This window comes from Paenibacillus sp. CAA11, assembly GCF_003060825.1.
In the GTDB taxonomy this organism is placed as follows: domain Bacteria; phylum Bacillota; class Bacilli; order Paenibacillales; family Paenibacillaceae; genus Fontibacillus.
The window spans coordinates 4,274,318-4,289,802 of sequence record NZ_CP028922.1 but is presented as its reverse complement, the minus strand read 5'-3'; the positions used below and the strand labels follow the sequence as shown (position 1 = coordinate 4,289,802).

General features: G+C 41.6%; 15 protein-coding genes. All 15 read left to right on the top strand.

The window, feature by feature from the left end:
- Positions 1 to 100: 100 nt before the first annotated feature.
- Positions 101 to 1,237 carry a hypothetical protein gene (locus DCC85_RS20130; RefSeq protein ID WP_108467156.1) on the top strand — a complete coding sequence of 379 codons (1,137 nt, stop codon included), beginning with the start codon at positions 101 to 103 and terminating at the stop codon, positions 1,235 to 1,237.
- A 78-nt stretch (positions 1,238 to 1,315) separates the two neighbouring features.
- Entirely contained in the window at positions 1,316 to 1,723 is a 408-nt protein-coding gene (locus tag DCC85_RS20125; protein WP_108467155.1) for a TIGR03826 family flagellar region protein, read from the top strand.
- Between the two features lie 111 nt (positions 1,724 to 1,834).
- Positions 1,835 to 2,125, top strand: coding sequence for a flagellar biosynthesis anti-sigma factor FlgM (locus tag DCC85_RS20120; protein WP_108467154.1), 291 nt, complete (start codon positions 1,835 to 1,837; stop codon positions 2,123 to 2,125).
- Complete coding sequence (locus DCC85_RS20115) at positions 2,122 to 2,622, top strand: flagellar protein FlgN (RefSeq protein ID WP_108467153.1); 501 nt, start codon at positions 2,122 to 2,124, stop codon at positions 2,620 to 2,622. Before DCC85_RS20120 ends, DCC85_RS20115 begins: the two co-directional genes overlap by 4 nt.
- Before the next feature lie 20 nt (positions 2,623 to 2,642).
- Positions 2,643 to 4,217 (top strand): flagellar hook-associated protein FlgK, encoded by a 1,575-nt coding sequence (gene flgK, locus DCC85_RS20110; protein ID WP_108467152.1) that lies wholly within the window; start codon positions 2,643 to 2,645, stop codon positions 4,215 to 4,217.
- A gap of 13 nt (positions 4,218 to 4,230) precedes the next feature.
- Positions 4,231 to 5,124, top strand: a complete 894-nt coding sequence (flgL, locus tag DCC85_RS20105) for a flagellar hook-associated protein FlgL (RefSeq protein WP_108467151.1) — start codon at positions 4,231 to 4,233, stop codon at positions 5,122 to 5,124.
- Between the two features lie 16 nt (positions 5,125 to 5,140).
- Complete coding sequence (locus DCC85_RS20100) at positions 5,141 to 5,716, top strand: DUF6470 family protein (RefSeq protein ID WP_108467150.1); 576 nt, start codon at positions 5,141 to 5,143, stop codon at positions 5,714 to 5,716.
- A gap of 74 nt (positions 5,717 to 5,790) precedes the next feature.
- Positions 5,791 to 6,231 carry a flagellar assembly protein FliW gene (gene fliW / locus DCC85_RS20095; RefSeq protein ID WP_108467149.1) on the top strand — a complete coding sequence of 147 codons (441 nt, stop codon included), beginning with the start codon at positions 5,791 to 5,793 and terminating at the stop codon, positions 6,229 to 6,231.
- 1 nt (position 6,232) lies between these two features.
- On the top strand, positions 6,233 to 6,469 hold the full coding sequence (csrA, locus tag DCC85_RS20090; protein ID WP_108467148.1) for a carbon storage regulator CsrA: 237 nt from the start codon (positions 6,233 to 6,235) through the stop codon (positions 6,467 to 6,469).
- A gap of 168 nt (positions 6,470 to 6,637) precedes the next feature.
- Entirely contained in the window at positions 6,638 to 7,483 is an 846-nt protein-coding gene (locus DCC85_RS20085) for a flagellin N-terminal helical domain-containing protein (protein ID WP_108467147.1), read from the top strand.
- 72 nt (positions 7,484 to 7,555) lie between these two features.
- Positions 7,556 to 7,897 carry a flagellar protein FlaG gene (locus DCC85_RS20080; protein WP_108467146.1) on the top strand — a complete coding sequence of 114 codons (342 nt, stop codon included), beginning with the start codon at positions 7,556 to 7,558 and terminating at the stop codon, positions 7,895 to 7,897.
- A gap of 12 nt (positions 7,898 to 7,909) precedes the next feature.
- Entirely contained in the window at positions 7,910 to 9,352 is a 1,443-nt protein-coding gene (fliD, locus tag DCC85_RS20075; RefSeq protein ID WP_108467145.1) for a flagellar filament capping protein FliD, read from the top strand.
- Positions 9,353 to 9,416: 64 nt separating this feature from the next.
- Positions 9,417 to 9,803, top strand: a complete 387-nt coding sequence (gene fliS, locus DCC85_RS20070) for a flagellar export chaperone FliS (protein ID WP_108467144.1) — start codon at positions 9,417 to 9,419, stop codon at positions 9,801 to 9,803.
- Entirely contained in the window at positions 9,796 to 10,134 is a 339-nt protein-coding gene (locus DCC85_RS20065; protein WP_108467143.1) for a hypothetical protein, read from the top strand. Before fliS ends, DCC85_RS20065 begins: the two co-directional genes overlap by 8 nt.
- Before the next feature lie 86 nt (positions 10,135 to 10,220).
- Positions 10,221 to 15,458, top strand: a complete 5,238-nt coding sequence (locus DCC85_RS20060; RefSeq protein ID WP_234414246.1) for an IPT/TIG domain-containing protein — start codon at positions 10,221 to 10,223, stop codon at positions 15,456 to 15,458.
- Positions 15,459 to 15,485 lie beyond the last annotated feature (27 nt).

Sequence of the window (15,485 nt, the reverse complement as noted above, 5' to 3'; positions counted from 1 at the left end):
ACATAGATGCTAGCTAAAACTCTCATTGTTTTTATTAGGCCAACCGATATAGAAAAGTGAATTATATTTAGCCGAAAGGTCCTATGCGAGGTGAACAGATTTGTATCAATCCCTGCTCGAACATTACAATCGCAGTCATGAAGAATATTTGAAGGAATATAACCGAAGAATCCATAGTTACTCCTCGGTCAAATTACCGTTCCTGATTAAAGCCGACTCTGGGGAAGAACTGCTTGAAGCTTTTTATGTCAATCATGCGGCTCTGGATTTGCTGCATGATCAAATTATACATCGAAGCCAAATCATTAAGCGCTTGTACAAGGAGCTTCCAGCACCCGCATTCAAGGCCTACTCCAGCACCAAACTCATTGAGGAGGTATTGGGGACATTAGCTTTGGCAGGGGTCCCCTCTTCGCCCGCAGATATTTTAGAGTCAATTGAACAATTGGAAGGTTACCGGGTCAAGCCTAATCGGGCAGGGTACTTCGAGATTGTTCAAGCCTATTATCAGGCTTTGGATGCCAAGGTATATGATATCGAGGAAGCGGTTGATGTGCTTATAGCCATCTATCACAAGTTTAATTTTAGACACTCTGCGCTGGAGCATGAGCGCGATCCTGGTTATACGTCAAGAATTATGGCTTATCTTAATGACTATCCGGCCCCGGTCCTTTATAAAATAGCGGTTATTCATTTTTTTATGTCACATTCGAGTTCAGATCGTCAGGGAAATGATTTTGTCTCCCGGTATTTCAGCAGCCTGCATCTTATTCATGAGCTGGACTCCTTAACGGGTATCGCTTTATCGGCTACTATGTATAAGAATAAGGCCTCCTATCAAGAGAGTTACGTAATTTGCGGGGATGCTCGCAATCACGGGGAGCTAACCTTTTTTTGTGAAATGTTCTTTAATATGATATATATAGCGCAGCAGGAGCTGTTAATCGATCTGAAGACAAAGCAGAAGAAGCTGTGGAAATTGCAAGAGCTGCTGAATCAGATTGAAGATGAGGACGGCAGAGCCGTTACCTATATCCTTGGGCAGCATTATATTTACAGTGCTCAAGGAGGAGGATTGCCGCTAAAGGAGCTGACGATACTCTTGGGTAAAACGGCTTATTTTGTCCGCAAAGCCTCTGAGGATCTCCTCCATACAGGGTGGATTGAATACGTTAAACGGAAGCCCCTTGAGCTGATTTTGACACGTGAAATGCGGGGGCTTCTTGATGAGAATTAAGGTGGACGCGCTAAGGGCTATCAGGTAATCTGAGTATAGATTGATTCTTATTGTTCAGGACAAAATGGAGGTATAGACATGAATTTAGATAATTGTCCTCGCTGCGGTAAACTATATGCCAAAAACTTTAAAGAGCTGTGTGGAAATTGCATTAAGGATATAGAGCTGGAATATGAGAAGTGTAAGAAATACCTGCGTGATCAAAAGGGCGCGACTATTGTCGAGCTATCGGAAGCTACCGAAGTATCAGTAAAGCAAATTACAAAGTTCATCAAGGAAGGCCGGATTTCCATCGCAAACAATCCGAATATGATGTATCCTTGTGAAGTTTGCGGGGTGCTCATTCGGGAGGGGACAATGTGTGATGGCTGCCGCACGAGACTCACTCGTGAATTATTAGCGGCTTCGCAGGAAGATGACGGACATAGGAAGAAAGACGCTTCTTCTAATACCTATGGGGCGGTCGATAAATTCCGCAGAGATTAAATCCGCTTCTACAGCACTATTAAAAATGTTTGAATTTGTACCGATAAACGTAGTAATGAATATCGGTATTACTTAAATGTATTACTTATTTGAAACAAGGAAGGTGAAGTTATGAGAATTAACGAGACCAACCGCATTGGAGCGATAAATTCTTATCAACGTACTAATGAGAACAATCAAGCGGAGGAGAAGAAGAGCCGCCGTAAAGATGAAGTATCCATTTCTCGGGAAGGCATGCAAATGCTTCAAGAAACAAATAACACTGATCGCGCTCAGCGTATATCCGAACTGAAAAGACAGGTGTCTACAGGCACTTACCATGTGGAGACTGGAAAGCTGGTTGAGAAGCTTGCTCCCTACTTCCGATCGATGGTATCGGATGCCTCGGAGGATAATAAGTGAGCTTCCGACAAATTATTGATTCACTGAAGCAGTTGACAGAGTTGCACAAAGAGTTGATTCATCTTGGTGAAGAAAAGAAACAGGTCGTCATTGTTAATGATATAGCTAGTTTACAAGGTATATTGCATCGAGAAACTAAAGTACTTAGAAAAATTGCCGAAGCTGATGAGTACAGAGTAAAGGCTTCTAATAACTTTTTAAAAGAAAAGGGAATACGCTCAGCTTTAAAGCTTAATGTCACAGAGTTAAGTAGACTGGTTTTTGACACGAACGAGAAAGCGGAGCTCCTGGAACAACAGAGAGAATTATCGGATGTATTGCTCGCTCTCAAGGAATTGAACGCGATGAATAAAGAGCTGACAGAACAATCCATTTCCTTTATAGATTATTCTTTGAATTTAATTGTTAGTCATCCTGATGACAGCTTGCTATATCAAAATCCGGCTAAAGCCAAGCAAGATGTTCCAAATCGAAGCTATTTTGACACAAAGGCATAGAGGGCGAGGAGAATAATAAGATGCGTTCTACTTTTCATAACCTTGAAATAGGTAAGCGTGGTGTTGTTGCGCAACAGACGGCAATTAGCACTACTGGTCAGAACATAACAAATGCAAATACTCCGGGGTATTCCCGGCAGGTTGCTAAGATGGAAGCAGCAAGGCCAATTGAATTTCCGGGACTTACCAAGTCTACTAACCCTAATCAGCTTGGCATGGGGGTTGAAGTAACCAGTATTAATCGCGTAAGGGATTTTCTGCTTGATATTGAATACCGCAATCAGGCGTCCGACCTGTCTACATGGAAGATGAAGCAGGAGACACTGGGGAACATTGAAGGGATTATTAATGAACCGTCAGAGGACAGCATATCTACGACCATCTCCGAGTTTTGGAATGCTTGGCAGCAACTAAGCAAAAACCCGAGTGCAACAGACTTGTCCGCTCGTACGGTTGTCCAGCAAAAGGCGCTCGCTTTAACAGAAACGTTTAACCACATGGCCACCCAATTGGATACACTGGGGAATAACTTGACAGAACGGGTTAACGTGAAAATCTCTGAAGCAAATAATTACATTACTCAAGCCTCTGAGTTAACGCAGATGATCAGACGAATTGAGGGGCTGGGGGATAATGCGAATGATCTTCGGGATCAGCGCGATTTGATTGTTGATAAACTCGCAGAACTAGGCAATGTGCAGGTTTCTGAAACCACGGATAATGATTATCAAATTGTTTTTGGTGGTGTTGTTGTTGTAGATAACATGGATTCTACGCCATTTACACTAGCAAATGCTGCGGGTTTAACACAGGGTGAAATTCGCGGTTATATTGACTCTCGGGATGTTCATGTTGCTGAGTACACCAAACAGCTGAACATTATGGCTGATACGCTTGCCAATGGGAAAGTAAAGGTTACTCTTCCAGCGGGAACGATTATTCCTAACGGAGTCATCATTCCAAATGCGGTGATGAGTGCTAACAATCCACAGATGTTGGATCAATCGGTGGAATATGAAGTGAATGGGCTTAATGGACTGCATAAATTAGGTTATACCTTGAAGAATCCAGTACAAACTGGCGGAGATTTCTTCGTAACCTCTGATGGAAGCACGACGATTACAGCGGCTAATATCCGGGTGAATCAGAATATACTGGACGATGCTGCGAACATTGCAGCCTCCATGCGGACAGAGAAGATTAATGTGAATGGTACTCCGACAGAGAGAGTTCTCCAAGGGAATGGAGACCTGGCTTTACTTATTGCTGGTTTGGCGGAACGAAAGTTTAGCTTTGACCCGTTAAATAACAAAGGGGCTATTACAGACGAGGCAACTTTTGGAGGCTATATGCAATCCGTTGTTGCACAGCTAGGGTCTGAATCAGATCATGCGACTAAAATGGTTGAGAATGGAACTTTGCTTGCGGACCATGCGGAGAATTTACGGCAATCCGTAAGCAGTGTATCTCTGGATGAAGAAATGGCTAATTTGATTAAGTTTCAACAGGCTTACAGCGCATCTGCACGTTTAATTACTACAGTTGATGAAATGCTCGATAAGCTGATTAACAGCACGGGTGTTGTCGGTAGATAGGAGATGAAATAATATGCGTATTACTCAGTCTATGATGAGTCGGAATCTGATGACTAATTTACAAGGGAACTATAAAAGGTTGGACAAAACTCAGGAACAGCTGAGTACGAATCGGCAATTGAATCGTCCTTCGGACAACCCGGTCGGAGTGGCTAGTGCGCTGCATTATCGTCAGGAAATCTCATCCACAAACCAGTTCTCGGAAAATGCAGAAGATGCTGATTCTTGGATGCAGTTCACGGATAGCGTAATTAATGAAGCGACTCAAATCGTTCAGCGTTTGTCTGAGCTTGCGGTTCAAGGGGGAACGGATACCGTTCCAAAGGATGCCAGAGAAAATATAGCGTCAGAAGTTGGACAGTTGTACAACCAACTAGTCTCTCTTGGAAACTCTCAATTTAAAGGGAAATATATTTTTAATGGCGAAAGAGTAGATGAGACTCCTTTTTCTGCAGATCCTGCTAATGTGTCTTATGAGCTAGATGAAGGGGAAGTTGAGTACCAGATTGGAGCGGGAATCACTATTCCCGTGAATCTTAGTGGAACAAAAGTATTTGGTGAATTTTCAGATCCGAACGGCCTGTTTAAAGTAGTGGATGGGCTTAAAAAGTCATTAATGGCTGATAATACTAGTGACATTCAAGCTGCTATTTCAAAGCTTCAGAATAATCTTCAGAACTTAACCACAAGACAGTCAGAAGTTGGCGGCAAACAAAACCGACTGACTTTTACAATGAGTCGTTTAGATGACCTGAGTATTAACTATACCGATCTGCAAGGCAAAGTTGAAGACGTTGATATGGCGAAAGCAATTACAGACCTTAAAACTTCTGAGAGTATCTATCAGGCTTCCTTAGATACCATGGCTCGCATTATTCGGCCAAGCCTTCTTGATTTTCTGAGATAAGGAGGAACTTGCGACTATGCAGATCCCTCAGATTAGAATTCAACAAGGCTATACTAAGATTGGAATGGATGTTGCCCCTGGAAAACTAAGTATAGAACAGCCTAAAGCCGAGCTCAATATGCATCAACAGCCTGGCGATATGCAGATCCGAACAACGTCGGGAGAGATGCAGATTGATCAGAGTAAAGCTTGGTCTGCTTTAGGGTACGGACCTTCGCTGGAAATGATGGATCGAATTGCAGAAAGCTCTCACGCAATAGCGAGCCAGCGAATTGCAGAGATTGCCCAAGCGGGAGATCGTATGATGCAGATCCAGAATAAAGGGAATGTCTTTGCAGATCTTGCAAGAGAAGCTGTCTTTAAACAATATCCTATGGAACTGCGTGGTCCGGCGAGTTTTAATAACGTTCAATTTCAATATATGCCAGGCACTATGGATATTAGTTATACTCCAAAGGGAGTGAGCTTTGATCCTGTATTGAATGAGCCCGAGATTGAGTATACGGCTAGGCAGCTCAATATATATGTAGCCCAAAAAAATTATATACATTTTTCTACAGCAATCGGCTCTAACTTGGATGGTTCTGTATAAATATGGTGTTGCAGAGGTAGCGGATGAACATTGTTTCATTAGCTACCTCTTTATAAATATGGAGGAGGAACATCATGCTCGTTAATACTTCTAGATTTGGGGATATAGATATCGAAGAGAAGGATGTAGTGAATTTTATAAGTCCTATATTAGGCTTCGCTGAAGAAAGAAAATATATTATTGTAAATCAATTTGAACAAAATTCGTTCCAGTATATGCAGTCTGTTACGGAGCCTAACTTGACGTTTGTATTAGCTGATCCTTTTCAATTCAACAAAGAGTATGACTTTGTTCTTGAGGAACATTGGATCCGTGAGTTGGAAATTAACAGTGAAGAAGATGTTACTGTGAAGGCCATTACAACAGTTAGATCAGCAACAGATATTACGATTAATTTAGCTGCTCCAATTATCATCAATGAGAAAAATAATAAGGCCGCTCAAATTATTATGGATAGTGCTAGTTATTCAACTAGGTTTTCTATCATCACTAGTAAGGACGAAGGAGGCGAGTAGCATGCTTATCCTATCACGGCATAAGGGACAAAAAATTAATATTGGAGACAACATTTCTATAACCGTCATTGACGTTGTCGGTGATCAGGTGCGAATAGGGATTGAAGCTCCCCCTGATATAAGCATATATCGAGAGGAAATCTATCTTGCGATTCAAGATCAAAACAAATCCGCTGTTAACTTGGATGAAGATGTAGCAAATATTTTGAGCAGAATTATATCCTCAAAAAAAGACTGATTTTTTTCATAAAATGCAAAATTGCTATAAACATCAGAGCAACTTGTCCGATATATAAATTAAGGGTTACTGAAGTAGCTATAACGGCCGTAAGCTACGGATGATAAACCTAATACATGGGTGAAGCAAGGATGCTAATCACCGATACATTCCAAGGAGGAATTTTCAATGCGTATTAACCACAATATCTCTTCTTACAATGCACAACGTCAACTGTCTATCAACAACGGTGCACAATCCAAATCTTTGGAAAAGCTGTCTTCCGGTTACAGAATTAACCGTGCAGCTGACGATGCAGCTGGCCTGGCAATCTCCGAGAAAATGCGTAACCAAATCCGTGGTCTGGAGCAAGCTAACAAGAACTCCCTTGATGGTATCTCCCTGATCCAAACGGCTGAAGGTGCACTGAACGAAACTCATGCTATGCTGCAACGTATGGCTGAGTTGTATGTACAAGGTGCGAACGAAACTTTGACAACTACTGATGCTGCTAAAATTGACAAAGAAGCTCAACAGCTTTCTGCTCAAATCGGCTCCATCGCAGGCCAAACTCAATTCAATACTAAGAAATTGCTGGATGGATCTGTAACTACTCTGTCCTTCCAAGTTGGTGCTAACTCCGGCGAAACTATTGCTCTTTCCCTTTCGTCTGCTACTAACACTGCATTGGGTGTAAACTTTGGCACAGGAGCTCTTGTAGAGCTCGGGAATTCTGCTGCTAACGAATTGAATACTACAGCAAGCCAAAACCTTGATAAGGTTCAATCCGCTATCAACGCTGTATCTTCACTGCGTTCTGACCTCGGTGCTGTTCAAAACCGTCTGGAACACACAATCAACAACTTGGGAACAACTGCAGAGAACCTTCAAGCTGCTGAATCCCGTATTCGTGACGTTGACATGGCTAAAGAAATGTCCGAGTTCACGAAGAATGGTATTCTTCAACAAGCTGCTCAAGCAATGTTGGCTCAAGCAAATCAACAGCCACAAGGCGTTCTGCAATTGCTTCGTTAATTTCGCCTTACAGCCGGCCGGGATACCGGCCGGTTTTTTTAATATAAGCCAATAACCGTTCTGGGAGGAACAATGATGAAGATTGATTCCAATTCATCATCGACGTCCTTAATGCCATGGTTTAAAAATCTCACAAATGAGAATTTTATGGATAATATGGCTGATTCGGATTCTCTATTAAAGGAACAGCGCAAACATACAATTCCACAGCTTGTAGATAAGGTGAACAAAGCTCTTGAGAAATCAGAAACTCATATTCAAGTGAAAGTTCACGAAAAAACCAACACGATTATGGTTGTTGTGCTGAAAGACGATACGAACGAGGTTGTTCGAGAAATTCCGAGTGAAAAGATGCTCGATGTAATGTATAACCTTAGCCAAAAAGTAGGAATATTTTTAGATGAGAAAATGTAGAGGAGGTATACAATGGCAAGTATTACACCTACCCGTTTGACCGGGTTCAGTGGCAGTCTGGATACAGAATCTATTATCAAAAAGCTAATGAGTACCGAAAGAATGCCATTAGATAATATCCTTAAAAAGAAACAATTGAACGTATGGAAAAGAGAAGATTATCTGTCGATGAATACGAAGCTTCTCTCTTTTCGTAATACAGTGAATGACTTGCGGTTTGAAAAAAACTTTGAGAAGACTACTGCTAGTTCATCAAATACATCTGTTCTAGATGTTACATCAGCAGGTACTATAGCTGCGACTACCAGTGTGGAAGTGAAAAGTTTAGCTTCCTCAGCAATGCTTGTAGGGAAAACTACAGTTTCTCCTACAGCCACCCTTACTACAGGCGGTACTTTTAATATTAAAGGTTCAAAAGGAAACGTCGATATTACTTATACAGCAGGGCAATCGACACTCGAGACCGTTGTAAAAGATATTAATAGTAACTCGGCTAAAACGGGAGTGCGTGCAAGCCTTGATACCAACAATGGATCAATCTATCTTACTGCAATGGAATCGGGCAGTACTTCATTAGTCGAAATGACTGGTGATGTTGGTATTTTGGGGCTTACTAGTACTAGCAAAAAAGGTGCTGACGCTGAGTATTTAGTAAATGGTGTGTCCCTAACATCGTCTACAAATTCTGTGACAATTAACGGCACACAGGTAGCTTTAAAGGGATCCGGAACAGCGACTATTGGTTCTGTGACCGATCGTAGTGGCGTAGTAGATAAAATAAAAGCTTTTGTAGAGCAATATAATGAATTGATTGATACGTTCTCTACGGCTACTACAACGAGAAAGAACCGAGATTATGCGCCTCTAACGGACGAACAAAAAGAGTCCATGAGCGAAAAGCAAATCGAGCAATGGGAAATGAAAGCAAGACAAGGCACTTTGTACAATGATTCCATCTTAAAAGATACTTTGAGTGCAATGCGTACAGGAATGAGCAAACCGCTTAATGTTCCAAAAGATCAAGTTTCACTGTTATCTCAGATTGGGATTACCGTTATGTCGTCATATAAAGAAAACGGAAAACTAGAGATTGATGAAGAGAAATTAACGGAAGCTGTGAATAGTAACTTCGATCAGGTTAAACAGTTGTTTTTGATGGATAATTCGTCAGCAGCTGAAGTGCCAGGCAAAAGTAATATAGGCCTAGCAGACCGACTCTATAATACGATTAATACGCAATTGGATGCTATGAAGAAAAAAATTGGTAGTACTGGTCTAGCAGAAGCTCAAGATGATAGTATCATGGGGAAAGAACTTAAAGAACTGAGTACTCAAGAATCAGATTGGAAAGCTAAACTGATAGATATTGAAAATAGGTACTACAAACAGTTCTCGGCTATGGAACAGGCCCTGCAAAAGTTGAATAGTAAAAGCTCGATCTTTTCCTCTATGTAGTCTTTATTAATTATCGTGCACTTGAAATGACTGATCAATAAAATGAATGATGGAGCGAGGTAACATGCAAAATGCAATTCAGCAGCAATATCTAAAAGTTCAAGTTGAGACAGCGAGTCCTGGTGAATTGACTTTGTTGTTGTATCAGGGAATGGTTAAATCATTACTTTTAGCAAAAAGTCAATTTGCTCAAGGTAACTTTGAAGCAATGAATGAATCCTTGCATAAAGTTCGTGCAATTATTAGTGAGCTGATTATTACTCTAAATATGGATTACCCTATTGCTAATGATCTGCGTCAATTGTATGAATTTTATAATAGATACATTGCTGAGTTTATGATTAAGAGAAAAGAATCCATGCTGGATGACGTTCTGGAATTTGCTCGTGGACTTGCTGAGACGTGGAAGAAAGCAATTAGTTCTCTTAAAACAGGTGAGCAACATGGTTAATCATGACCCTAGTGCGTTTCAAAGAATATTAGAAATATATAAATTGATCCTAAGTGAGTCTGCAACCTTCGATGAGTACACTAAATATTCGGAGGAATTAGATCAATTATATATTGAGGTAGGGAGCAAGGAACCGTCTGAAGAAGACAGCTTGATACTAGAAGATATTAAAGTGTTGCATGAGCGAATCATTCAATTGATTATGTTAGAAAAAGAGAAATTATCACAAGAAATTGTGATGTTTGAGAAAAGAAAGCGCATGACACAGGATTATGGAAAGTTGTCTAACAACTATGATGTCGGCGCTTTTTTTGTGGATTTTAAAAAATGATAAGGGAGGAATGAAGTGTGAAGGCTAGGTATACTAAAATTTTGTATATTTTACTGAGTACTTTGCTACTGGTAGCGCCGTTTCCTATGGGAAGTACGGCCCGTGCAGCAAGTGAGGCTGTTCAGGTAACCAAAGTAGTAAACCCCTCAGCAATTGTAGAAGGGGGAGAGGCCAATGTACAATTGAATGTACAAGGCTCGCCTGATGTCAGTATTGTTAAGCCTAACGACATTATATTAATTATAGACCGATCTGGAAGTATGGCAGCCAGCTATGCACCTAATAAAGGCGAAGACAAAATGAAAAATGCCAAAAATGCTGCTAAAGGCTTCATTGATTTAGTAGACTTTAGCAAGCATCGTGTTGGTATTGTGGACTTCGCTAGCGATGTTAAGTATAAAGCGCTGTCTGATAATCCGGCAGAAGTGAAAAATTATGTAGACACTATTCAAGCAGGAGGCGGAACGGGAACTAAAGCAGCCATTGCAAAGGCTCAAGAGCTGTTGAAAAATCATAGACCGGATGCTCAGCCAGTAATCCTGCTTATGACGGATGGACAAGCTACTGAACCCGGGCCTGAGTCATATGCACGTCAAGTTGCATTAGATCAAGCTAATTCAGCAAAGGCTGAAGACGTGGTATTTTATACGATTGCTCTTCTGCTGCCATCTGAAAATCCTGAGACAAGTGCACCTAACTTGTTAATGAAAGCTATGGCAACTACTGCACAGCATCACCATTTTGTATTGGGGTCTGTCGGTTTGGCTCAAATCTACGCAGCAATTGTTGATGAGATAGGCTTATCGAGTGCTTATAACGCCGTAGTAACAGACACAGTTTCTCCAGAATTTGAAATAGTTCCTGATTCTTACAAAGATAACATACCACAACCAACGGTGGTTGGGAACACTTTAACCTGGAAATTTAATGAGCTCAAAAGAGATACTCTGACTTTTAATTACAAAATTCGTCATAAAACAGGAGCTAAGATTGGAGATCTTCCTGTTGGGGCACAAGATATCAAGGTGAAGTATGATGATTATTTAGGTGCACTTCACGAGTTTACAGTTCCTAACCCTAAGATCAATGTTAAATATGCTGCGCCGACGATTACTTCAATTGTAAAAGATAATGGTTTAATCAATGGTGGGGAAAGTGTAACGATTACGGGGGAACACTTCAGGCCTAACGTAAAAGTACAATTTGGCACTAAGCCTGCAACCTCTGTACAATTTGTTGATTCTACTAAAATCATTGTTATTACTCCTGCAGGAACACAGGGGAATGTCGATGTAAAGGTAACAAATGATGATAATCAAAGTGCAACAGGTAAATACACATACTATGCTATCCCGGAAATTACTAAAATCACACCTGTAGAGGGACCACTTGCAGGAAACAACGAGGTAAGCATTGAAGGAAACTACTTCATGACGGGTGCGACGGTTAAATTCGGAGATAAAGCAGCTAGTGTTGTCTCTACAACGCCTACAAAAATTATAGTTAAGGCGCCAGCAGCAGTTAATCCGGGCCTTGTTGCTGTTAGTATTACGAATCCTGATGGATACAGCACTGAGTTGCCAAATGCTTATAGCTATGTCTTAGGACCTGAATTGAATATTGTAGAACCTAATAAAGGTACCACAAAGGGTGGAGAACTAGTCACTCTTACAGGTAGCCGTTTCAAGTCAGGGGCTAAGGTGTTTTTCAATGATAAAGAAGTAGCGGCTACTTACGTATCCGGTACTACATTGACTGTATCCTCTCCATCATGGAATAAAGCAGAATCCGTAACCGTGAAAGTAGTAAATCCAGATGGACAATTTGCTGAGAAGACACAAGGCTATACCTATTCTTGGCCACAACCGATGTTAACATCAATCCTTCCGAATGAGGGTGAAACAACAGGAGGGACTCTGGTTACCATCACTGGTAGGGACTTCCAGAGTGGAGTTAAAGTTTACTTTAACGATCAGTTAGTGCCGAATGCAACATTTTATAGTAGCACTCAAATCAAATTGCAGACTCCTGTATGGAATACTGCCGAGGCCGTAACCGTAAAAGTAGTAAATCCGGACGGACAAGCGGCAACTCTTGAAAAGGGATTTAATTACCTTTTGCCACCGCCACCACCAGCTCCAGTTATCACAACTGTAGCTCCTGATCATGGTTTAGTGACAGGGGGGACGAGCGTTGTCATCACGGGATCGAACTTTGTAAGTGGGGTAAAAGTTAAGTTGAAGGATCAAGAGTTGGCAACTACATTTGTATCCTCAACTCAGCTGAAAATTACAACACCAGCATGGAACTCGGCGGAAGTTGTGAATGTCTCCGTGACAAATCCAGACGGCCAGACTGCAATAAAGGAAAAAGGTTATACCTTTGAAACACCGCCAGCACCAGTAATTACAAGCATTAGCCCGAACGAAGGTAAATTGAATGGAGGCCTGGTGATTACCCTTTCTGGTTCAAACTTCGATACGGGAGCCAAGGTTTATTTTAATGACAGTGTAATCCAAGCAACCGTGTACGGATCTGGTCAGATAAAGGTTGTGACACCAAAGTGGACGAATTCAGGCCCTGTAGACGTTAAAGTGACGAATGGCGATGGACAGTCAGTTACGTTGGCTAACGGCTTTAACTATTTAAAGGAACCAGCTCCAACCTTGAGCTCTTTGTCACCTAGTAAGGGAATGATTACTGGTGGAACAGAGGTTACTGTACAGGGTACGAATTTTGTGAATGGGGCAAAACTTACATTTGGTAATCAGCAGGTAGCCACTACATTCGTATCTGCAACACAGTTGAAGTTTAAAACTCCAGTATGGAGTGTTGCGGAACAAGTAGATATCCAAGTAACAAATCCAGATGGCCAGACGGCATCTTTGGCGCAGGCCTTTACGTTTGAAACACCGCCACCACCACCACCAATGGAATTGACGAGTGTCAGTCCTAATGAAGGTGAAATGGCAGGAGGTTTGCTCATTACTGTAACAGGTAACAATTTTGATAGTGGTGCTAAAGTATATTTCAATGACACTTTAATTCAATCAACTGTATATGGTGCTACACAAATAAAAGCAAAAACTCCGGTATGGACTACTAGCGGACCAGTTAATGTTAAAGTGGTAAATGGTGATGGCCAGACAGCGGTTCTAAGCAATGCGTTCACCTATTTAGCTCCACCACCGCCACCGCCACCACCAGCTCCAGTTATCACAACTGTAGCTCCTGATCATGGTTTAGTGACAGGGGGGACGAGCGTTGTCATCACGGGATCGAACTTTGTAAGTGGGGTAAAAGTTAAGTTGAAGGATCAAGAGTTGGCAACTACATTTGTATCCTCAACTCAGCTGAAAATTACAACACCAGCATGGAACTCGGCGGAAGTTGTGAATGTCTCCGTGACAAATCCAGACGGCCAGACTGCAATAAAGGAAAAAGGTTATACCTTTGAAACACCGCCAGCACCAGTAATTACAAGCATTAGCCCGAACGAAGGTAAATTGAATGGAGGCCTGGTGATTACCCTTTCTGGTTCAAACTTCGATACGGGAGCCAAGGTTTATTTTAATGACAGTGTAATCCAAGCAACCGTGTACGGATCTGGTCAGATAAAGGTTGTGACACCAAAGTGGACGAATTCAGGCCCTGTAGACGTTAAAGTGACGAATGGCGATGGACAGTCAGTTACGTTGGCTAACGGCTTTAACTATTTAAAGGAACCAGCTCCAACCTTGAGCTCTTTGTCACCTAGTAAGGGAATGATTACTGGTGGAACAGAGGTTACTGTACAGGGTACGAATTTTGTGAATGGGGCAAAACTTACATTTGGTAATCAGCAGGTAGCCACTACATTCGTATCTGCAACACAGTTGAAGTTTAAAACTCCAGTATGGAGTGTTGCGGAACAAGTAGATATCCAAGTAACAAATCCAGATGGCCAGACGGCATCTTTGGCGCAGGCCTTTACGTTTGAAACACCGCCACCACCACCACCAGTGGAATTGACGAGTGTCAGTCCTAATGAAGGTGAAATGGCAGGAGGTTTGCTCATTACTGTAACAGGTAACAATTTTGATAGTGGTGCTAAAGTATATTTCAATGACACTTTAATTCAATCAACTGTATATGGTGCTACACAAATAAAAGCAAAAACTCCGGTATGGACTACTAGCGGACCAGTTAATGTTAAAGTGGTAAATGGTGATGGCCAGACAGCGGTTCTAAGCAATGCGTTCACCTATTTAGCTCCACCACCGCCACCGCCAATTGAATTGACAAGTGTCACTCCTAATGAAGGCGAGATGGCAGGAGGTTTGCTTATCACTATATCAGGTAAAAACTTTGATAATAGTGCTAAAGTATATTTCAATGACACTTTAATTCAATCAACTGTATATGGTGCTACACAAATAAAAGCAAAAACTCCAGCGTGGAAGACGAGCGAATCAGTTAATATTAAAGTAGTAAATGGGGACGGACGGATAGCTACTTTGGAAGATGGGTTTAAATATCTAGCTCCGCCACCTCCACCACCGTTATCAATAGCAACTGTTAGCCCTAGTGAAGGCGAGATGGCCGGTGGTTTAATAATTACTCTTACAGGGGAAAATTTTGAGACCGGCTCTAAAGTATACTTCAACGACACGCTGCTTCAATCAACGACTTATAGTACAACTCAGATTAAGGTGCGTACGCCTAAGTGGGCTAGTTATGGACCGGTAACAATTAGGGTAGTAAATCCGGATGGATCATCTATTGAAAAAGCAGATGGATTTACTTATAAGGTACCTCCAGTGCCTACGATTACAAGTGTGACTCCAAATCAAGGAGAATTAACGGGAGGTTTAGTAATTACCATAATAGGCACCGATTTTGATAGCGGCGCTAAGGTATACTTTAACGACACGTTACTTTCTTCAACAACTTATAGCTCTACTCAAATTAAGGCTTCCACGCCTAAGTGGAACGTTATCGGACCGGTAGATATCAAGATCGTAAATTCAACCGGTCAGTCAACGATTATACCCGCAGGGTATAATTACTTAGCACCACCTAAAGCACCAGCGCCTATTATTACAAGTGTGACTCCAGCAGAGGGTCCAATAAAAGGGGGAACCCTTATAACTCTCACGGGGCAAAACTTTGATAACGCGGCCAAGGTATATTTCAATGACACTTTGATTCAATCAACGACCTACAGTAAGACATCCATTAAGGCCCTTACACCTGTCTGGCCATCTGTGGGTCCTGTCACTATTAAGGTAGTTAATGCTGATGGTCAGACTACTGAGTTGGTGAACGGTTATATGTACAAGTAACAAAGCAAAAGAGCAACAGGTATCCTT